Annotated in this window: 18 protein-coding genes and 1 pseudogene; 12 read left to right on the top strand and 7 right to left on the bottom strand. The window is 57.0% G+C overall.

Annotated features, from left to right (window positions below; genetic code table 11):
* Positions 1–49: 49 nt before the first annotated feature.
* The 7 genes from BLU52_RS14125 to BLU52_RS14100 all read left to right on the top strand — a co-directional run bounded on the left by BLU52_RS14125 (position 50) and on the right by BLU52_RS14100 (position 7,458).
* Positions 50–3,226: a two-partner secretion domain-containing protein gene (locus BLU52_RS14125; RefSeq protein WP_456239038.1), complete on the top strand. Its 3,177-nt coding sequence runs from the start codon at positions 50–52 to the stop codon at positions 3,224–3,226.
* Complete coding sequence (locus BLU52_RS14120; RefSeq protein WP_090284144.1) at positions 3,223–3,654, top strand: hypothetical protein; 432 nt, start codon at positions 3,223–3,225, stop codon at positions 3,652–3,654. Before BLU52_RS14125 ends, BLU52_RS14120 begins: the two co-directional genes overlap by 4 nt.
* A 236-nt stretch (positions 3,655–3,890) precedes the next feature.
* Complete coding sequence (locus BLU52_RS14115; protein WP_197677938.1) at positions 3,891–4,376, top strand: hypothetical protein; 486 nt, start codon at positions 3,891–3,893, stop codon at positions 4,374–4,376.
* A gap of 327 nt (positions 4,377–4,703) precedes the next feature.
* Complete coding sequence (locus tag BLU52_RS14110) at positions 4,704–5,396, top strand: transposase (RefSeq protein ID WP_090284142.1); 693 nt, start codon at positions 4,704–4,706, stop codon at positions 5,394–5,396.
* 101 nt (positions 5,397–5,497) lie between these two features.
* A complete protein-coding gene (locus BLU52_RS14105; protein WP_090284140.1) occupies positions 5,498–6,124 on the top strand; it encodes a hypothetical protein in 627 nt (208 codons plus the stop codon).
* Between the two features lie 195 nt (positions 6,125–6,319).
* Complete coding sequence (locus BLU52_RS26705) at positions 6,320–6,691, top strand: hypothetical protein (RefSeq protein ID WP_157720706.1); 372 nt, start codon at positions 6,320–6,322, stop codon at positions 6,689–6,691.
* 359 nt (positions 6,692–7,050) lie between these two features.
* Positions 7,051–7,458, top strand: a complete 408-nt coding sequence (locus BLU52_RS14100; RefSeq protein ID WP_157720705.1) for a hypothetical protein — start codon at positions 7,051–7,053, stop codon at positions 7,456–7,458.
* 490 nt (positions 7,459–7,948) lie between these two features.
* Here the strand turns inward: BLU52_RS14100 and BLU52_RS14095 are convergent, their stop codons facing one another.
* Positions 7,949–8,992, bottom strand: a complete 1,044-nt coding sequence (locus tag BLU52_RS14095; RefSeq protein WP_090284138.1) for an LLM class flavin-dependent oxidoreductase — start codon at positions 8,990–8,992, stop codon at positions 7,949–7,951.
* 203 nt (positions 8,993–9,195) lie between these two features.
* On the opposite strand from BLU52_RS14095, the pseudogene BLU52_RS27275 reads away from it, so the two are divergent.
* Positions 9,196–10,236 (top strand): annotated as a pseudogene (locus tag BLU52_RS27275) (cache domain-containing protein); the annotation flags it as partial.
* Between the two features lie 138 nt (positions 10,237–10,374).
* Positions 10,375–11,142 carry a methyl-accepting chemotaxis protein gene (locus tag BLU52_RS27270; protein WP_408003564.1) on the top strand — a complete coding sequence of 256 codons (768 nt, stop codon included), beginning with the start codon at positions 10,375–10,377 and terminating at the stop codon, positions 11,140–11,142.
* 135 nt (positions 11,143–11,277) lie between these two features.
* On the opposite strand, the gene BLU52_RS14085 is transcribed toward BLU52_RS27270, so the two are convergent.
* Positions 11,278–11,763 carry a flavin reductase family protein gene (locus BLU52_RS14085; protein ID WP_090284134.1) on the bottom strand — a complete coding sequence of 162 codons (486 nt, stop codon included), beginning with the start codon at positions 11,761–11,763 and terminating at the stop codon, positions 11,278–11,280.
* 324 nt (positions 11,764–12,087) lie between these two features.
* On the opposite strand from BLU52_RS14085, the gene BLU52_RS14080 reads away from it, so the two are divergent.
* Positions 12,088–13,494 (top strand): purine-cytosine permease family protein, encoded by a 1,407-nt coding sequence (locus BLU52_RS14080; protein ID WP_090284133.1) that lies wholly within the window; start codon positions 12,088–12,090, stop codon positions 13,492–13,494.
* 266 nt (positions 13,495–13,760) lie between these two features.
* Complete coding sequence (locus tag BLU52_RS14075; protein ID WP_090284131.1) at positions 13,761–14,861, top strand: polyamine ABC transporter substrate-binding protein; 1,101 nt, start codon at positions 13,761–13,763, stop codon at positions 14,859–14,861.
* Between the two features lie 292 nt (positions 14,862–15,153).
* On the opposite strand, the gene BLU52_RS14070 is transcribed toward BLU52_RS14075, so the two are convergent.
* Entirely contained in the window at positions 15,154–16,128 is a 975-nt protein-coding gene (locus BLU52_RS14070) for a TerC family protein (protein ID WP_090284130.1), read from the bottom strand.
* Between the two features lie 121 nt (positions 16,129–16,249).
* Entirely contained in the window at positions 16,250–17,038 is a 789-nt protein-coding gene (locus BLU52_RS14065; RefSeq protein WP_090284127.1) for an AraC family transcriptional regulator, read from the bottom strand.
* Positions 17,039–17,120: 82 nt separating this feature from the next.
* On the opposite strand from BLU52_RS14065, the gene BLU52_RS14060 reads away from it, so the two are divergent.
* Complete coding sequence (locus BLU52_RS14060; RefSeq protein ID WP_090284125.1) at positions 17,121–18,119, top strand: bile acid:sodium symporter family protein; 999 nt, start codon at positions 17,121–17,123, stop codon at positions 18,117–18,119.
* Between the two features lie 10 nt (positions 18,120–18,129).
* On the opposite strand, the gene BLU52_RS14055 is transcribed toward BLU52_RS14060, so the two are convergent.
* From BLU52_RS14055 to BLU52_RS14045, 3 genes are read right to left on the bottom strand one after another with little or no spacing between them, the layout of a single operon-like run.
* On the bottom strand, positions 18,130–18,885 hold the full coding sequence (locus tag BLU52_RS14055; protein ID WP_090284123.1) for an ABC transporter ATP-binding protein: 756 nt from the start codon (positions 18,883–18,885) through the stop codon (positions 18,130–18,132).
* On the bottom strand, positions 18,879–19,940 hold the full coding sequence (locus BLU52_RS14050; RefSeq protein WP_090284121.1) for a FecCD family ABC transporter permease: 1,062 nt from the start codon (positions 19,938–19,940) through the stop codon (positions 18,879–18,881). The genes BLU52_RS14055 and BLU52_RS14050 overlap by 7 nt, the downstream gene beginning before the upstream one ends.
* Positions 19,937–21,118 carry an ABC transporter substrate-binding protein gene (locus BLU52_RS14045; RefSeq protein ID WP_090288563.1) on the bottom strand — a complete coding sequence of 394 codons (1,182 nt, stop codon included), beginning with the start codon at positions 21,116–21,118 and terminating at the stop codon, positions 19,937–19,939. Before BLU52_RS14045 ends, BLU52_RS14050 begins: the two co-directional genes overlap by 4 nt.
* Between the last annotated feature and the right edge of the window lie 10 nt (positions 21,119–21,128).

Raw genomic sequence — 21,128 nt, 5'->3', positions numbered from 1 at the left:
CGCCGATCAGCCCCGCGCAGCCGCAAACAACCAGGAGACTTTCCTTGGCATGCCCAAGCGCGGCCTGGCCTTTGTGCTGGCGAACGTCATGTTCTGGCAACCGCTGTGGGCGCAGGCCGACGGCATTGTCGTCGCCAACCCGAACACCACGCTGGATCGCGCCGGCAACGGTGTGCCGATCGTCAACATCGCCACGCCCAATGCCAGCGGTCTGTCGCACAACCAGTTCCACGATTACAACGTCGGCGCGCAGGGCGTCATCCTCAACAACGGTTCTGCACAAACGTCGAACACGCAACTGGGCGGTCACGTCATCGGCAACCCGAACCTGAAGAACAGCGGTTCAGCGCAAGCGATTCTCAACGAAGTCATCAGCGGTAATCCGAGCCAGTTGCGTGGTTATACCGAAGTGGCGGGGCAATCGGCGCGGGTGATCGTCGCCAACCCGTACGGCATCACTTGTAACGGTTGCGGTTTCATCAACTCGCCGCGCGTCACTCTCACCACCGGTAAACCGGTAATCGAAAACGGCCGGCTGGACCGGTTCCAGGTCGATCAAGGCACGGTAGCGATTGAAGGCGCGGGCATTAACGCGAGCAATGTCGATCGCTTCGAGATCATCACCCGCAGCGCGAAAATCAACGCGCAGATTCAGGCAAAGAACCTAGCGATTGTTGCCGGTCGCAACGACGTCAATGCCGACAGCCTGAATGCCACCGCGCGCGCCGATGACGGCAGCGCCAAACCGCAACTGGCGATCGATTCCTCGGCGCTCGGCGGCATGTACGCCGGGGCGATCAAACTGGTCGGCACCGAAGCCGGCGTCGGGGTGAAACTCGACGGCAAACTGATTGCCAGCGGCGGCGATATCCAGCTCGACGCCAACGGCCAGTTGAGCCTGGCCGACACCTCGGCCACCGGCGCGGTCAACGTCAAAGCCGCCAGCCTTGATGCAAAAAGTCCGATCTACGCCGGCACCGCGCTGAACGTGCAAACCCAGGACAACCTGACCAACCGCCAGACCCTCGCCGCACGCGACAGCATCACCCTCAGCGCCGGCGGGCAGTTGACCAACGCTGGCGCCATCGAGGCCGGCGTCAATGCTGACGGCAGCCGCAATGCCAACGGCGATCTTAGCCTGAGCGCACAGATCGTTGATAACGCCGGCAAAAGTCTTGCCGCCAGCCGCAACCTGAGCGTCAACGCCACGCAAATCCTGAACAACCAGAGCGGCATGCTCAGCGCGAAAAACATCACCGTCACGGGCGGCGTGCTGAACAATCTCAGCGGCCAGGTGCTCGGTGATCTGGGTCTGTCGATCGATCTGCGCGGTGCGCTGGACAATCGTGACGGTGTGCTCGGTTCGGGCGCTGCGGTGTTCGTCAGAGCCGCGAGTCTGGATAACCGCCAGGGTGGTGCGCTGGTCAGCGATGGCAGCCTGACGACACGCATCAGCGGCACGCTCGACAACCGCAACAAGGGCGATATCTCGGCCAAAGGCGCCATCGATGTGCAGGCCGGTACGCTGGATAACCGCGACGGTAAAATCATCGGCAAAAGCACACTGGCGTTACGCGGCGATGTGGCCGATAACCGGGCCGGGGTGGTTCAGGCTGATCAGCAGTTGAGCGTGAATATCGCGCGACTGGATAACCGCGACAAAGGCGTGATCAGCGCCAAGGCCGGCCTGACTTACGTCGGCAACCGTCTGGACAACAGCGGCGGTCTGGTCAGCGCAGCGGGGCCTTTCAATCTCACGGCCGCCGAGATTCAAAACGCCGCCGGGCGTATTTCCAGCCAGAGCGACCTGCTGGGGACCATCGGCCTGCTGCAACAGCAGGGCGGCGAACTGGTCGCCCAGGGCAATCTGAACCTCAGCGGTAAAACCCTCGACAACCGGAACGGTGGTCTGATCGGCACTACCAAAGCGCTGACACTCAGCGTTGACGACATCGATAACCGCAGCGGCGAGATCTCCAGCAGCCTGTTGCTGAACGTCAAAGGCCTGCGCCTGGACAACAGCGATGGCGGCAAGATCCTTGCCGGTACCGACCTCGGTCTGAGCGTCGCCAGACTGATCAACCAGAACAAGGGCTTGATCTCCGCCGTCAAAGGCGCAGCGACCATCACTGGCACGACGCTGGACAACAGCGGCGGCACGCTCAGCAGCCTCAACGGCCTGGTGATCACCCTGGACGATGCGTTAATCAACGCTGGCATCATCAGCACTGAAGGCGCGCTAAGCGTCAACGCCGCGCGTATCGACAACCGCAGCGGCAGCCTCGGCAGCGCCGGCAATCTGCGCCTGACCAGCACCGGTGCGTTGCTCAATTGGAGCGGTTCGATCAGCACGGACTCCGCGCTGACCCTCAACAGCGCCAGCCTGGATAACAGCCACAAAGGCGTGATCTTCGGCCAGGGCATCAGCCGCGTCGAAACCGGCGCATTCGACAACAGCGCTGGCGGCAAGCTCACCAGCGGTGCGGCACTGACGCTCAAGGCCGGGCAGGTCGACAACGCCAGCGGACGCATCGCCAGCCAACAGGCGCTGGACGTTTCGCTGACCGGGCTGGATCAGCAGGGCGGCGAACTGTTCAGCAAGTCCGATCTGACCCTCGATCTGCACAACGGCCAGCTGAACAACCAGAACGGCCTGATCAACGCGCCGGGCACGCTGCTGCTGAAAAACCTCAACGGCGTGAACAACCAGAATGGTGAAATCTCCAGCCAGCAAGCCTTTGCGCTTGCCGCACAAAGCCTCGATAACAGCTACGGCAAGCTGCTTAGCCAACAGGGCCTGACGCTGCGCATTGCGGCGGCCCTGAACAACGTAAAAGGCGTGATTTCCGGCGCTTCGGTGGACAGCCACAGCGCAAGTCTCGACAACGGGCAAGGCCTGATCAGCAGTCGCGGCGCGTTATTGCTGATCAGCGTACCGATCAAGACAGTTGAAGACCTCGCCAGCGCATTGAGCAGCGGTGTCATCAAGCCGAGTCAGTTGCCTCTGGATTATGTTGATCTGAATGGAACTCGGCTGATCCTGAACACACGATCATCTACGGCGCTCGAACAAGCGGGAATTCCAAGGAGCGAGTGGGTGGGGCGAAATCAAACTGGAGTTGAAGCATATCCCGGTAAGACATTCAATGATCTTGCGCAGGATCAACTTAGAAATAATGGCCTTCCACCTACTGGCGCAAATGAACTTAAATCGGTGAGAAAATGAAGATTGGTGAACCCCTACAAGTGCTCAATCCTTACGACTGGCTACCTGGTTATGGTGAGTCGAAAGTGGCTTTCTGTTCTGACGGCTTGGATATAGTTGTTGAAATAATTTATCACCGTGTTGGAACTGATGCTGAAGAATTTTCCTCGGCAAAACGGACCTTATGCTTCAAGAACGTAAGTAGCTTTATAAAGCTCCCTTTCCCCGGAACTGCTGTGTTTGATTTTATTGGCGATGCAGTTGGACTTGAATTGGGGAGATTGACTGAATTCAAAACGTCTGACTTATTAATGCTGGCGAAAGGGAGTTTCGGATCTGAGCAGCAAAAACATTATACTATTCAGTTTTTGTCGGAAAATCTAAGTTTGCATGTGGTAGCCGAAGGTTACTGTTTGTCAGAAGAAATTCCTGAATTGACTCAGTTGTAATTTGATGAGGAGGGGTTAATGGGGGCAGGTAAATGGGGACAGGCCACGTTTAAAGGTAAAAGGGGACAGGCCACGTTTAAATAACACCGCTCCAAAAACGTGGTCTGTCCCCGTTTTCCCTTGAACAATCCAAAACTGCGGCTAAAGGATATCGCTTTTACTCCTGCAATTCGACCCAGAACCGGGGAGGTAGTCCCTCGCTGTGAAAACTGTATCAATATATTTGGAGTTGAAAAATGAATATGGATGAAGAGTTTTTAGAACTCAACGATCTTGATTGGTTTACGTCATGCCAAGAAGGTGGTGTGTTGCATTTTGCTACGGCAGGAAAAGGTTTCATACCCCAAGTGATAAGGGCTTCAATCGAAAATTACGAAGAAATCTACGATTATTTTTTTTCTAGGGTCGCCAACTCTGATGTTGAAGTAATCGAAAATAACTTGCCTGTTTTCATTAGTCAGCTCGAGCGGGACCGATATTTGCAGTGTTTTTGCGATATGGCTAGAAAAGGTGTTTATAGTTACGACTTTTCGCAAGGCGAAAAATATAAACTAATAGCAAGGCCTGTGACGCCGCTAGCGTTTTCGAAGCTTCCTGAAAGAGTTCGGAGAATCATTAGTAAGGCGCCGTTATCACCAACATTTTTCATGGATGTAAGTGAGCTGAAAAAGATTGATTCAGTGATTGCTGGATCTGGTCAATGTGCGGATGACAAAGGATAAATGTGGACAGACCACGTTTAGAAAGCACTCTAACAACGTGGTCTGACCCCTTTTTTTCTTGATTGCTTCGGGTCTAGGCGCGGCAGCGGGGTCTGGGGGCGGAGCAACGGGCGCGACGACTGCGATCACCAGTGCAACCGGTGTCGAGATGTTCAACCGCCAATTGCACAAGCAACAGGAAATCCCGTTGCTGAAGAAAAAAGCTGGGTGTAAAGGGGGACAGACCACGTTTAATGTAATTGACTGCAACAATACGTAAAAATTTGCCGTCATGTTTACCTTTCGGCCCGCTAAGCTTTCAGTTCGACCAATTGAAAGGATTCATCGATGCCGCGTAGAGCCCGAGTTTTGATGCCAGGCGTACCGCTCCACTTGATTCAGCGAGGAAACAATAGATCTGTCTGTTTCTTTGCCGAGGAAGATTACCTTTTTTATCTGGAGCTTTTGGTCGAGCAGGCTTCTAAAAATGATTGTGATATTCATGCGTGGTGCTTAATGACCAATCACATACATTTATTAGTCAGTCCTCATAATGCCAACAGCGCAAGCCTGCTGATGAAAGGTGTCGGGCAAAGATACGCCCAATATATAAATCGTACGTATAATCGAAGCGGAAGTTTGTGGGAAGGCCGGTATCGTTCATGCCTTGTTGAGAATGAACGATATTTGTTGTGCTGTTATCGATACATCGAAATGAATCCCGTCAGAGCTAAAATGGTAAATCATCCGTCAGAGTATCGCTGGTCAAGTTACCGTGTTAACGCACAATCAGAGCGATCACACATTGTTACTCCTCATGCTCAGTATTTGGCGCTTGGAGGGCAGGGCAGGCAACCGGCAGATGCTTATCGCGAACTGTTCAAAAATGACTTAGAGTCAGGATTGGTTGACCAGATTCGTGACGCGACCAATGGAAATAATGTATTTGGCGGTTCAAAGTTTGCTGTTGATGTCGAGGCAATGATCGGTCGTCGTGTGCAGCGAGGGAGCCCGGGACGGCCGAAAAAAACGACCATTTAATGGAAAACGTGGTCTGTCCCCGTTTTCGCGCCGTTCCCGCCCGATCAAAGGTTGTGTTCCGGCTGACTACATTAAACCGGTGAAAAAAATAGGTGAGGGCGATGGATCCCAAAACATACGAACTGCTCAATGGTATTCCGGAGCACGCCGATTACGCTGTGGAGGCGGGTGACCTTGACCGAGAAGACATTTCAGAAGAAAGAATGGCCGCAGTGAGACAACTGCTCAACAGTGAGAATGAAATGGAGCGTTTTCAGGCTTCTAAACTTCTCACCAACTGGGGCGTCCATGACGGCTTGATAGTGCTGCAAGAATATATGCGGCGCCCAGAGTTTATTGAGGGTATTTATACCCATAGACTCCATGGGTACGATGATACATATCGGCATGTATTGATGGCAGTGACGATGTATTTCGCGAATGCTGCTGAGGTCAGTGGAAAGGAATTAGCGAGGCGTCAGGTATATGATGTGCTTTCAAAAACAATCGCTCTGGCCAACGAGAGGCCTTTTGAAATATCGGAAATATATTCTTTCGTGCACCGTGAAAAGTATTCAGAGTACCTCCCGCTGCTAAAGCAGCATTTGATCGCAATGGTTGAACATCCCGAACTGCACCGATGGAAAATCAAGGATGTCATTGGTTTGATAATGGAGTTTGATGCTGATTTTGTCAGAGCCTTATTGTCTGAGAAAGATAAAATTCTGGAAGATTTTGTGAAACAATAAAAGTGGGATAAATGAGGGCGGACCACATTTAGAAAGCACTCCAAAAGCGTGGTCTGTCCCCGTTTTCGTTTAGTGGAAAACGTGGTCTGTCCCCGTTTCCTCCTCGTTCGAAATGCGATAACCAACAACCTGGTAAATATCCATATACGCAGCGAGATATTGATTTTGCCAGAGAGCTGATTGGAGATATAGAAAATGCGCTCTATAAATAAGGGCTTCAATGAATTTCTTTCTTGGCTTGAGTCCTTACGGTTTTTTTCTATCCATGAAGTGGAAGGGCTTTTGGCTCCCTTGGGTGGAGCCAGTGGAGTAGTGGAGAACTCGCTATATATCTCTGCTTACGAAATTTTAGGTTGTGCCTTGGTCGAGAAATTTCCAAGCGTGATTATTAAAGAGTTCTTGGTAGCTAATGAAAAACAGCTTGGCGCAAATTCAAGTCAGCTCTATTATTTTGTAGAGTCTATAGTCGATCAGTCAGTCGTTCGAGGTGTTAAATCTGAATTGCTGATTGAAGTTGCTCCTGCGGATTACAAACCATTCTTGTCAAAAAGGTTTGCTTCAAGCTAGGCATAGATAAATGTAGATAGATGGGTACAGGCCACGTTTAGACAAACAAGGAATCAAATGGGGACAGACCACGTTTAGAAAGTATTCCAGAAAATGTGGCCTGTCCCCGTTTTCGTCACTGATACGTATCGACCTCAGTTTAAAGGGCCGAACGAGCCGATTTATGACAAGGATACGCTTTTCATGAACCCTCAGGGGCAAGAAGTGCTATTTAACCCGGCTACCAACAAGTGGGTACCAAAATGAGTAATGTTTGCATATCTTGGGTCGCAGCCATATTGCCCGGGAATCACTTGCTGGAGTGCCGCTAGGGCTAGCGGCGCCTGATCTCGAAACATGGCTGGCAATGTATGCTATTGATGAAGCAAAAACCTTATATAAAGAGGTTGACAAAGTACGACAATCGAAAGGGCGAAGGTGGTTATGTATTTTATTTATATGATAATAGTGTTATCAATCCCAATGAATCTGGTGTTCCTGCTTTAAGTATGATGCTGAAATGCAACAAGGTTTTCGCGCTTAAAGTTTATGATTTTAGTTTTCCCGGTGAGGCGGCTAGTGCTTTTGTCTACCAGGGATCGCTAACTTCGAATATAAGATTGGGGAGCAATGTTGCTGAGTTGAAAAAATTCACGTCATTGGACTTTGATAAGGGCGAAGGCTGGTTTATAACAGATGAAGAGTTTGGTTTGATTGAGGTTTCAGGCTGGGGAGTACCGCTTGAAGAAGAACCTCAGCAGCTGATTACGGCCATTTGTGTAATTTGATGCACTTGCACGGAAACCGATCCGGATTCTTCTTTATGACTCGATAAGATAAATGGGATAAATGGGGGACAGAACACGTTTAGGAGATAAATGGGGACAGACTACGTTTAGAAAGCACTCCAGAACGTGGTCTGTCCCCGTTTTCTCTGCCCGTTTTCTCTTAGATAAATGTCCAAAACGTGGTCTGTCCCCGTTTTCTCCCTGATCACCAAATGCATCAAATACAGTGTGCCTCTGCCAGCGCAAATATCCTCGATGACACGTCAGGATAGCCGTGATTGCGGTGTGGCCTTGCACCCTCGCTGGACGTTGCTGGTTCCGCGCGTTGCTCACGGGGCGCGCAAGTTGCGTTTCAATCTGAAGCAGTTTCGCAGATCGCGGAAAGGCTCATTTCAGGGCTAGTTTCTGTACGATGACTCAAGCAAAAAAAGGGGCGAATTCATATCGATGAATTCGCCCCTTTTTTATTGAGTGTCAGCCTATCGTGCTGTCAGCGAAACGCCGGCACCACATGCTTGATAAACAACTCCAGCGACTTCTTCTTCTCCGCATGCGGCAAGCTGTTGTCACACCAGAAACTGAACTCATCCACGCCCAGTTCCTGGTAGTACTTGATCCGCGGAATGATCTCTTCCGGGGTGCCGATCATCGCGGTCTTGTGCAGGCTTTCCAGTTCAAACTCCGGACGCCCGGCAAACTTCTCTTCAGGGCTCGGCGCGAGGAAGCCGTTGACCGGGGCTTGCTTGTTGCCGAACCACGCGTCGAAGGTGCGGTAGAAACGCGAGATGGCTTTGGCGCCGACTTTCCAGCCGTCCGGGTCGTCGGCGGTGTGCACGTGGGTGTGGCGCAGCACCATCAATTGCGGACGCGGTACGTCGGGGTTGTTGTCGAGCGCGGTCTGGAATTTGTTTTTCAGGTCGACGACTTCTTCGTCGCCCTTCATCAAGGGCGTGACCATCACGTTGCAGCCGTTGGCCACGGCGAAGTTGTGCGAATCCGGGTCGCGGGCGGCGATCCACATCGGCGGGTTGGGCTTCTGGATCGGTTTCGGCACGCTGGTCGAAGTGGGGAATTTCCAGATGTCGCCATCGTGGGCGTAGTCGCCTTGCCACAGGGCGCGGACCACAGGGACCATTTCGCGCAGGGCCTGGCCGCCGCTCGAGGCAGGCATGCCGCCGGCCATGCGGTCGAACTCGACCTGATAGGCGCCACGGGCGAGGCCGACTTCCATGCGGCCGTTGCTGATCACGTCAAGCAGGGCGCATTCGCCGGCGACGCGCAGCGGGTGCCAGAACGGCGCGATGATGGTGCCGGCGCCGAGGTGGATGGTGGTGGTTTTCGCCGCGAGGTAGGCCAGCAGCGGCATCGGGCTCGGCGAGATGGTGTATTCCATGGCGTGGTGTTCGCCGATCCACACGGTGCTGAAACCGCCGGCCTCGGCCATCAGGGTCAGTTCGGTGAGGTCTTCGAACAGTTGCCGGTGGCTGACGCTTTCGTCCCAGCGTTCCATGTGGATGAACAGGGAAAATTTCATGACGCTACCTCGAGTCTTTTGTCATTGGCCGGTCGTGTGCTGGCCTGTCGAACTGCCGTGAGCGCTGGACGCTCGCGAGTTTTATCACCCTTCAGGCACGCCTTCGAGGACGGCTGGTCGGTTGATTGAATATTGGTATACCATAATACGGAATATCCGCAAAATATTTCTGACCGACACTTCGAACAAGGAAGGCGCAACAGATGAACATCAAACAAAAACTGACCATGGCATTCGCTGTGATCGCCAGTCTGCCGGTGTTGCTGGTGGCGGCGCTGATCATTCTCAATGTCCGCGATGGGGCGCGGGACAATTTCGTCGACAGCACCGGACGCGAAGTGCGTCAGGTCGAAAATGCGATGCAATTGTTCTTTGAGGGGATCAGCCAGAACGTCGCTTATCTGGCCGAGCATCCGCAATTGCAGAGCATCGACGGCAGCCTCAAACGCTACCTGAGCAGCGATGCCGCGCAAGTGCCCATGGGGCCGCAAGATCAGCAATTGTTCAAGCTGTTCGCCGGGCTGGCCAAGGCGCATCCGGCGTACACCTATCTATCGCTGGGCACCGAGCAGGGCGGTTATCTGTTCTGGCCGGGCGATGCGCAACTGGCCAATTACGACCCGCGCACGCGGCCCTGGTACAAAACCGCAATGGCCAATCCCGGCAAAACCGTGCGCACCGAAGCCTATTACTGGGCGGCCGATGATGTGGTGCTGGTCAGCACCGTGCGCAGCTTCAACAACCAGTTGGGCAGCAATGCCGGCGTGGTCAATATCGACGTTTCGCTCAAGCAACTGACTGATCTGGTCAAGCAGATCCGCCTCGGCGACAGCGGTTATCTGATGCTGATGGAGGCGAACAACACCGTGTTGGTCGATCCGAGCGATCCGGCGCACAACTTCAAGAAACTCACCGATCTGGGCGATGGCTACCGGCAACTGGCCGATGCGAGCAAAGGCCTGGTGGAGGTGGAACTGGCCGGCGAGCGCTACATGGCGCTGGTCTGGCCGTCCGAGGCGCTGGGCTGGCGGTTTGTCGGACTGGTCAAAGCCAGTGAAGTGATGGCCGGGGCCACGCGGCTGACGTGGATCATCGGCGTCATCGCTGTGGTCTGCGCGCTGCTGTTTGCCATGGCCGGGGCGTGGTTTGCCGGGTTGATGGTCAAGCCGATACGCGGCGTCGCCAGTGGTCTGGAAGGCATTGCCCAGGGCGAGGGCGACCTGACCGCGCGCCTGGAAGTGCGCGGGCAGGACGAAACGGCGCAGCTGGCCGGCTGGTTCAACCAGTTTCTCGAAGCGATCCGCACCTTGATTCAGCGCATCGGCCAGGCGGCGGGGCAGATCCACAGCAGCTCCGGCAGCGCCACCGAAGTCTCGGCAGAGATGGCTGAAGTGGCGTCGCGTCAGCGCGAGGCGGTGGACATGGTCTCGACCGCGTTCCATGAAATGGTCGCCACTTCCAACGAAGTTGCGCGCTCCTGCAGTCAGGCTGCGGACTCGGCTGACAACGGCCAGCGTCAGGCCCACACCGGGCAGCAGCAGATTGATGCGGCGGTGAGCAATGTCGGCCGTTTGAGCGAGGAAATCGGTCATAGTGCCGAGTCGATGCAGCAACTGGAGCAGGACAGCAACGACATCCAGTCGATCCTCGGCACCATTCGCTCGATCGCCGAGCAGACCAATCTGCTCGCGCTCAACGCCGCTATTGAAGCGGCGCGCGCGGGCGAGCAGGGGCGGGGTTTCGCGGTGGTGGCCGATGAGGTTCGTGCATTGGCCAAGCGTACTTCGGATTCAACCGGCGAGATCGATGCACTGCTGGGCAATCTGGCGCGGCGCACCCATCAGATGGGCAAGCAGATGCATGCCAGCCTTGAGGTGTCGCAGGAAACCGTGGTGTCGATCAACGAGGCGCGGGCGAGTTTTGAATTGATTCGTGAGTCGGTGGACGTGATCCGCGACATGAACACGCAGATCGCCACGGCGGCCGAGGAACAGCATCAGGTGGCCGAGGATATCAATCGGCATATCAGCCAGATTCATGGTGATGCGCAGCTGGTGGCGAGCCTGGCGGATTCGACGCGTCAGGATGCTCAGAATCTGACGGCGCTGTCGCAGACGTTGAATCAGTTGGTGAGCCGGTTTCGTACGTAATCAATAACTCAAACAACACCGAACCCCTGTAGGAGTGAGCCCGCTCGCGATAGCGGTGTGTCAGTCAACATATACGTCAACTGATACACCGCTATCGCGAGCAGGCTCACTCCTACAGTTGATTGAGGTGAGCCATCAAACCAGCACCGGCAAAGCCCCCATCTTGCCGTGGCAATACACCAGCGGCCCGGCCACTTGCTCGGGCACGATCAGGTTTTTCACCGCGCCGACCATGATTGCATGGTCGCCACCTTCGTATTCGCGCCACAGTTCGCACTCGATCACTGCCGTCGCATTGGCGAGGATCGGGTTGCCCAGTTCACTCAATGTCCACTCGATGCCTTGCGCCTTGTCCTTGCCTTTACGGGCGAAGGCGTAGGCTTCGCTTTGCTGGCCGCCAGACAGAACGTGAATCGCGAAGCGCTTGTTCTTGATCAGCACGGGGTAGGAGTCAGAGCTGTAGTTGGGGCAGAACAGCACCAGTGCCGGGTCCATCGACAGCGAGCTGAACGCGCTGGCGGTCAGGCCGACGATCTGGCCGTCATCGTCGAGCGTGGTGATCACGGTGACGCCGGACGGGAACGAGCCCATGACTTGTTTGTAAATGGCAGCATCGATCATTGGTCATTCCTCGGGTGGTGTGCAGCGTTTTTTGTTTGTTTGATGGTCTGATGGTATACCAGTATTTTGCGTTTGCAAGGCCTTTCCAGCTGAACCGATAAACGTGCCACGTTCGTCGGAAACTCAATATTTACGGGGCATTCGGCTGGTTTGCCAGCAGCGCTTTGGGCGAGGATGGCGTATCAGATGGCGCGGTAAATCACGGATCAGTCTTGTGAAAAGTTTGGAATACCATAATATGGTCTGCATCTGAGGGGCGACCTAAGAGTCCCCCCGGTTTGGCTTCATACAAAGATAAGAACAGACAAACTCGAGTTCATGCATATGTCCCAGATGTCCCGGCAAGATCCGTTGATCGAGAATCACACGGTCGATTACGTCCCACTCGCGGAACGCCACGGGAAGGCCCGCGACCTGTTCACCCTTTGGTTCAGCACCAACATTGCGCCACTGCCCATCGTCACCGGCGCCATGGTGGTTCAGGTGTTCCATCTTGATTTGTTCTGGGGGCTGCTGGCGATTGCGCTGGGGCACATGATCGGCGGCGTGGTGATTGCGCTGGCGTCGGCCCAGGGTCCGCGCATGGGCATTCCGCAGATGGTCCAGAGTCGCGGTCAGTTCGGTCGTTATGGCGCGCTGCTGATCGTGTTTTTTGCGGCGCTGATCTACATCGGTTTCTTCATTTCCAACATTGTCCTGGCGGGCAAATCGATCGTCGGCATTGCGCCGTCGGTGCCGGCGCCAATGAGCATTCTGATCGGTGCATTGGCGGCCACGGCGATCGGGGTGATCGGCTACAACTTCATTCATACGCTGAACCGCATCGGCACCTGGGTGATGGGCGGCGCGTTGCTCGCCGGCTTCATTTACATCTTCGCCAATGACTTGCCCGCGGACTTCTTCACTCGCGGCAGCTTCAGCTTGTCCGGCTGGCTGGCGACGGTGTCGCTGGGGATCATCTGGCAGATCAGCTTCTCGCCGTACGTGTCCGATTATTCGCGCTACCTGCCGGCCGATATCGGCATTGCCAAGCCGTTCTGGGCGACTTATCTGGGCGCGACGCTGGGGACCATTCTGTCGTTTGCCTTCGGCGCCGTTGCGGTGCTGGCGACGCCGGAGGGCACCGAAGCGATGGCGGCGGTGAAGCAATCGACCGGTTGGCTGGGGCCGATTCTGATGGTGCTGTTTCTGCTCAATATCATCAGCCATAACGCGCTGAATCTGTACGGCGCGGTGCTGTCGATCATCACCTCGATCCAGACCTTCGCCAGCCAGTGGACGCCAAGCATCAAGGTGCGCGTGGTGTTGTCGAGCGTAGTGCTCGCCGGTTGCTGCGTGGTCGCGTTGGGCGCATCGGCGGATTTCATTTCGCAGTTCATCGGGCTGATTCTGGCGTTGTTGCTGGTGCTGGTGCCGTGGGCGTCGATCAATCTGATCGACTTCTATCTGATCAAGCGCGGCTGCTACGACATCAGCTCGATCTTCCGCGCCGATGGCGGGATCTACGGACGCTTCAACCTGCACGCAATCATTGCCTACTTCATCGGCATCATCGTGCAGTTGCCGTTCGCCAACACCTCGCTGTACGTCGGACCGTACGCCAATCTGGTTGAAGGCGCCGACCTGTCGTGGCTGGTCGGCCTGGTCGCCACCGTGCCGCTGTATTACTGCCTGGCGACCCGTGGTCAGGCGCAGCAAAGCAGGGCGGCGAAGTTGGGGTATACCGACTAAGGTGATGGATACCGACTGAGTCGCTCCGCTGTCCAATCAATGCCCGGCCTGTGCCGGGCATTGTCGTTTGCGCATCCTGGCGGTCATCTAAATTGGCCATATCGATCCCCTTTTGGCCGATGCCCCACTGTGATCCCCTGGCGCTCTCGGCAAGAATCAAAGGCACAACGAAACGCTCGACCTTATGACCCTTGACCGCCATTTCGGCCACTGCCGTGTACAGAACATAAAAACCATCGAACTCACGCCGCTTTCGGGGAACAACCATGGTCACGATGAAACGTATTCTGGGTGCCACTGTGTGTGGGCTGACGCTGTTGGCCAGCGCCGTCCAGGCCGAGCAACGCGAGCTGCGCGTCTACAACTGGGCTGATTACATCCTGCCCGCCGTGCCCAAGGATTTCGCCGCGCAAACCGGCATCAAAGTGACCTGGGACACCTTCGACACCAACGAATCGCTGGAAGCCAAGTTGCTCACTGGCAACTCCGGTTACGACCTGGTGGTGCCGTCCAACCAATTCCTCGAAACGCAGATCAAGGCCGGTGTGTTCCAGAAACTCGACAAGTCGAAATTGCCGAACTGGAGCCATCAGGACCCGGAACTATTGAAACTGTTGGGCAAGAACGATCCGGGCAACCAGTACGGCGTGCCTTACATGGTCGGCACCGTGTTGATCGGTTTCAACCCGGCCAAGGTCAAAGCGGCGCTGGGCGACAACGCACCGGTGGACAGCTGGGATCTGGTGTTCAAACCGGAGAACATGGAAAAGCTCAAATCCTGCGGCGTGGCGATGCTCGATTCGCCGACGGAAATCCTGCCGCTGGCGCTGCACTATCTCGGTCTCGACCCGAACAGCCAGAACCCCGCCGATTATGAAAAAGCCAAAGCGTTGATGCTCAAGGTTCGCCCGTACGTGACCTACTTCAACTCGGCCAAGTACATGACCGACATCGCCAACGGCGACATCTGCGTGGCCATCGGTTACTCGGGCAGCTTCTACCAGTTCGGCAACCGCGCCAAAGAGGCGGGCAATGGTGTGGTGGTCGACTGGCGCCTGCCGAAGGAAGGCGCGCCGATCTGGTTCGATACGTTCGCCATTCCTAAAAGCGCGAAAAACGTCACTGAGGCCCACGAATTCCTCAACCACTTGCTCGACCCGAAAGTCATCGCGCCAATCAGTGATTTCCTCGGTTACCCGAACGCGAACAAGGATTCGCTGGCGTTGATCAACAAGGAAATCACCGACAACCCGAACCTGACGCCAACCCCGGAAGCACTGAAAAAACTCTACGTGGTTCAGCCGTTGCCACAGAAGCTCGAACGCGTACGGACCCGCGTGTGGACCAGCATCAAGTCCGATAAATAACAGCGTTCCCCTGTAGGAGTGAGCCTGCTCGCGATAGCGTTGTGTCAGCCAATATCCAAGTCACCTGACCCACCGCCATCGCGAGCAGGCTCACTCCTACAGGTTTTATGTTGTGTCATTCAGTCCCGCGTTCACGCTCCCGCGTCATGACCAGGCAACAACACCGAACCCAGAATCCCCCCAGTCCCTGTAGGAGTGAGCCTGCTCGCGATAGCGGTGTGTCAGCCAATATCCAAGTCACTTGACCCACCGCTATCGCGAGCAGGCTCACTCCTACAAGGTTTTTGTGTTGTCATTCTGTGCTGCGTTCCGCCTCGCGCGTCATCACCAGGCTCAGCAACACCGAGCCCAGAATCACCGCGCCGACCACCGCCAGCGACCATTCCACCGGCATGTGGAACCACGGCATCAGCACCATCTTGCCGCCGATGAACACCAGCACAATCGCCAGTCCGTACTTGAGCAAATGAAAGCGGTCCGCCATGTCCGCAAGCAAAAAGTACAGCGCACGCAATCCCATGATCGCGAAGATATTCGAAGTGAAGACAATGAACGGGTCGGTGGTCACCGCGAAGATTGCCGGGATGCTGTCGACCGCGAACATCAGGTCACTGGCCTCGATCAGCACCAGCACCAGAAACATCGGCGTCGCCCAGCGCACACCGTTCTGCACGATGAAAAACCGTTCGCCGTGAAAGCCGCTGGTGATGCGCATGTGATTGCGTACCCAGCGCAGCAGCGGGTTTTTTTCCAGGTCCGGTTGCTGCTCGGCAAACACCAGCATCTTGATCCCGGTGATGATCAGGAACACCCCGAACGCATACAGCAGCCATTCGAACTGCGACACCAGCCACACCCCGGCAAAGATCATCACCGCGCGCATCACGATCGCCCCGAGTACTCCGTACAACAGCACCCGTCGCTGCAATTCCGGTGGCACGGCGAAGTAGCTGAAGATCATTACGAAGACGAACATGTTATCGATCGACAGCGATTGCTCGATCAGATAACCGGTGAGAAATTCGAGGGTTTTCTGCCGGGCGATTTCGCCGCCGAACTCGCCGTGCAGATACCACCAGAGCAAACCGGCAAAGCTCAGCGCCAGCAGACACCAGGCAATCACCCAGGCCAGCGCTTCACGCACTGACACCCGATGCGCCTTGCGCCCGCCGAAGACAAACAGGTCCAAGGCCAGCATCGCCAGCACAAAAACGATGAAGGCGCCCCACATCCACGGTTCGCCGATATTGAGGTTGGTCGCTGGCATGTCACGCTCCCTGTCGATGGGCTTGAGGTAGACAGGGCCATGCTAACGACGGATTTATGCGCAGGAAAAATCGTTTATTTCTGGGCAATGCTTCGAGAAAAACGAAGTGTCGGAGATTTTCCTAGCGAAAAAACTCCCCTGGCGTTTGCCCAAACTGTTGCCGAAACGCCGCAATGAACGCCGACGTCGAGTCATACCCGCACGCCAATGCCACGTCAGTCACCCGTTCGCCTTTTTCAAGCGGCGTCAGCGCGCCGAGCAGGCGCAGGCGTTGGCGCCAGGCGCGGAAGGTCAGGCCGGTGTCGCGCAGGAACAGACGGGTAAGGGTTTTTTCGGTGACGCCGAACCGCTCGCTCCAGTGGCTGAGCGTGGTTTGTTGTTCCGGGTGTTGTTCGAGGCTCTGGTAGATCTGCTTCAAGCGCGGATCTTGTGGCAGTGGCAGCATCAGGTCGATCTGCGCGGCCTCGGCGAGCTGGTCGAGGATGACTTGCGCCAGGCGACCGTGCGCGCCGTTCTCGTCGTATTCCACCGGCACCTGGCTGAACGCACGGATCAATTCGCGCAGCAGATCGCTGACAGCCAGCACATGGCAATGCTCGGCGGCCCAGCTCGAAACGCTGCAATCGATGTACAGGCTGCGCATTTCCGTGTGCGGCGCGCTGAAGACCCGATGCGGCACACCGGCGGGAATCCACACGGCGCGCTCGGGCGGGGCGACGAAACGCCCGGCGCTGGTCTGCACCTCGAGTACGCCCTGGATCGCGTAGGACAACTGCACCCATGGGTGACTATGGCGGCGGGTCAGGGCGCGATTGGGCAGCGATTCGGTTCTGCCGTACAGCGGACGCGGCAGGCTGGGCAGCCCGGGAATGCTGCGGCGAACGCTGTTGGTTTGTCCTTTAGGCGGCATCTTGCGGCTCTTCGGCGTTAGTCGGTAATTGCCAGTCACGTTAGAGTTGTCGGCAAGCACTGGCAACCCCCGGATGAATATCATGAAGCGCCCCCGTTTTTTGCCCGACAACTTCACCCTGACACTGATCGGCGTGGTCCTGTTGGCGAGTTTTCTGCCGGCCAGCGGCCAGGTCGCGGTCGGCTTCGGCTGGCTGACCAACCTCGCCATCGCGCTGCTGTTTTTCCTGCATGGCGCCAAACTGTCCCGCGAATCGATCATCGCCGGTGCCGGTCACTGGCGCCTGCATCTGCTGGTGTTCGGTTTGACCTTCGTACTGTTCCCGCTATTGGGGCTGGCTTTGAAACCGGTACTGTCACCGTTGATCGGCGACAAGCTGTACATGGGCATGCTGTACCTGTGCGCATTGCCTGCCACGGTGCAATCGGCGATTGCCTTCACTTCGCTGGCGCGGGGCAATATTCCGGCGGCGATTTGCAGCGCGGCGGCGTCGAGTCTGTTCGGAATTTTTCTCACGCCGTTGCTGGTCACGCTGTTGCTCAACGTCCACGGTGACGGCGGTTCGACGCTCGATGCCATCGTGAAAATCAGTGTGCAATTGCTGCTGCCATTCATTGCCGGGCAGATCGCTCGGCGCTGGATCGGCGCCTGGGTCGGGCGCAACAAAAACTGGCTGAAGTTCGTCGATCAGGGCTCGATTCTGTTGGTGGTCTACGGCGCGTTCAGCGAGGCAGTCAACGAGGGCATCTGGCAGCAGATTCCGCTGTTCGAATTGCTCGGGCTGATCGTGGTCTGCTGCATCCTGCTGGCGCTGGTGCTGATGGCGTCGATCCTGCTCGGCAAGGCGTTTGGCTTCAATCAGGAGGACCGCATCACTATTTTGTTCTGCGGTTCGAAAAAGAGCCTGGCCACCGGCGTGCCGATGGCGCAGGTGTTGTTCGCCGGCAGCACCATTGGCGTGCTGATCCTGCCGCTGATGCTGTTCCATCAGATCCAGTTGATGGTCTGCGCGGTGCTGGCCCAGCGGTATGCGCGCCGGCCCGAATCAGTGCCGGAGTTGATGGCTCAGATCGATCCCTGAGCGCTGCGCCTCAGACGATATCGTCGATCAGAATATGGTGCAGCCCGCGGCTGCACTGTTCGATCCGCGCTTCAACCTTGTACACGCTGCGCAGCATCTGCTCGGTGATGACCTCACTGCTCGGGCCGCTGCCCTGGGTGGTGCCATCAGCGATGACCAGCACCTGATCGGCAAACCGCAGCGCCTGGTTCAGATCATGAATCGCAATGAACACGATCACCTCGCGTTGCCGCGCCAGGCTGCGCATGAAGTTCAGCACCTGCACTTGTCGATGCATGTCGAGGGCGCTGGTCGGTTCGTCCATCAGCAGGATTTCCGGTTCGCGCACCAGTGTCTGCGCGATGGACACCAGTTGCTGCTGCCCGCCACTGAGTTCACCGAGGTTGCGAAACGACAGGGCGGTGATGCCCAGTGCGGCGAGAATGTCGTCGACCAGTTTCAGTTCGTCATCGTGGACGACCCAGCCCGGCGTCAGTTGTTTGCGCGCCAGCAGCACCGATTCGTACACGGTCAGGCGGGCGCTGGCGTTCAGGCCCTGGGGCATGTAGCTGATCCCCGTCGGGCCTTTTTTCGAGTCCTGCAGGATCACTTGGCCAGGGCCGTCGATCAGCCCGGCCATGCGCTTGAACAACGTCGATTTGCCGGCCGCATTCGGCCCGACCACTGCGACCACCTGACCACCCAGAAACGGCGCGGTGGAGACGCCGCGGATGATCTCGCGCTGGCCATAGCGGGCGCCCAGATTGTCCAGTTGCAGCTTCACCATGAGTTTTTCTTCCCGCCGAGAATAAGTGAAATGAAGAACGGCACGCCGATCAGCGAGGTGACCACGCCGATCGGGAAAATCGCGCCGGGAATCAGGGTCTTGCTGACCACCGAACTGGCCGACAGGATCAGCGCCCCTGTGAGCAGCGAGGCCGGCAGGAAGAAGCGTTGGTCTTCGCCGATCAGCATCCGGGCGATATGCGGGCCGACCAGGCCGATAAAGCCGATGGTGCCGACGAACGCCACGGGAAACGAGGCGAGCAGGCTCACCATGATCAGCGTCTGAAAGCGCAGGCTGCGCACGTTGATGCCGAAACTCGCCGCCTTGTCATCGCCCAGGCGCAGGGCGGTCAAGGCCCAGGCACGGCGGGCGAAAATCGGCAGGGTGATAAGGATCACCAGGCAGATGATGCCAAGTTTTGGCCAGGTGGCTTTGGTCAGGCTGCCCATGGTCCAGAACACTACGGCGGCGACGGCTTGCTCGGTGGCAAAAAACTGCACCAGCGCCAGCAGCGCGTTGAAGGTGAAGACCAGGGCAATGCCCAGCAGAACAATGGTCTCGGCGGTGACCCCACGGCGCATGCTCAAAAAGTGAATCAGCAGCGCCGAAAGCATGGCCATGATGAACGCATTGAGCGGCACCATGAATTGCGCAGCCAGCGGAAATAGCGCGACGCCGAAGGCAAGACCCAGCGCCGCGCCGAAGCTGGCGGCGGCGGAAATGCCCAGGGTGAACGGGCTGGCCAGCGGGTTGTTGAGGATCGTCTGCATCTGCGCGCCGGCCAGCGACAACGCCGCGCCAACGGCCACCGCCATCAACGCCACGGGCAGGCGAATGTCCCACATCACCACGCGCACTTGCGGCGAGGCACTGTCCGGTGACAACAGGGCGCCGAGCACTTCGCTGAGGCTGTAGCTGGCCGGGCCGAGCGCCAGATCGAGCAGTACGCTGCACAGCAGTAAAAACACCAGCCCGGCGAGGATCAGGCGTTTGCGCAGCACCAGACGGCGATAGGTTTCGCGCTGGACTTCCACGGTGTCGGTCATCGAGCTCATGGCTTGGCCTCGGTCTCGCCCAGGCTGACGAAGTAGCCGGATTCGTACGGCACCGGCAGGAAGCGCTCATGCAGTTCGCGGAACGCTGCGTCCGGGTCGAGATCGGCGAACAGCTCCGGGTGAAACCATTTGGCCAATTGCTGGATGGCAACGAACTGGTAGGGGCTGTTGTAAAACTGATGCCAGATTGCGTGGAAGGCGTGATGCTCCTGAGCCTTGATGCCGGCGTAGGCCGGGCGCTGGGTGTACCAGGCGAGTTTTTCCCGTGCCTGCGCCATGTCTGCGCCGGGGCCGACGCCGACCCAGTGCCCACCGGGGGCAAACGCTTCCCAGTTGGCGCTGGTGACCACCACATGCGCCGGATTGGCGACGATGACTTGCTCGGGATTCAACTGGCCGAACGTGGTCGCAATGATGCCGCGCGCGACGTTGTTGCCGCCGGCCATGTCGACGAACAGGCCGAAGTTTTCATTGCCGAAACTCAGGCAGCAATCATCGGTGTAACCGCCGATGCGCTCGATGAACACGCTCGGGCGAGGCGGGTGCTGTTTTTCGATGACGTCGGTGACGCGATGGATCTGCTGGTTGCGAAAATCGATGAACGCTTCGGCCCGTTGCTCCTTGCCGAACAACTGGCCGAACAGGCGCATGGTCGGCTCGGTGTTCTGCATCGGGTTGTTGCGAAAGTCGACGTACACCACCGGGATGCCGAGGGCGTCGAGCTTTTCGATGTAACGCGCATCCTCGGTGGCGTGCTGCGCCTCGATGTTGAGGATGATCACGTCCGGGCGTTGCGAGATGGCCTGCTCGATATCGAAGGTGCCATCCTCGAAACCACCAAAAGTGGGGATTTTGGCGATGGCGGGGAATTTGCGCAGGTACGCGTTGTAGGTGTCCGGGTCGGACTGGATCAGGTCCTTGCGCCAGCCAACGATGCGTTCGATCGGGTTCTGTGTATCGAGCGCCGCGACCAGATACAGCTGCCGGCCTTCACCGAGGATCACCCGTCTGACCGGCAGATGCACCTTGACTTTGCGTCCCAGCAGGTCGGTCACCTCGGTGCGCGCAGCGTCGCTGTCAGCAGCGTCAGCACTGCGCGGCGCGAGGGAAAACAGGCTCAGCACGCCCGCCAGTAACAGCGCAGCAACCGCCTGGCTGCGTCGATCGAAAATCGCCATGGTCCAACCT

The sequence above is a fragment of the Pseudomonas granadensis genome (assembly GCF_900105485.1).
GTDB lineage: Bacteria > Pseudomonadota > Gammaproteobacteria > Pseudomonadales > Pseudomonadaceae > Aquipseudomonas > Aquipseudomonas granadensis.
The sequence above is the reverse complement of the archived record's forward strand: the minus strand, read 5'-3'. Positions and strand labels throughout refer to the sequence as shown.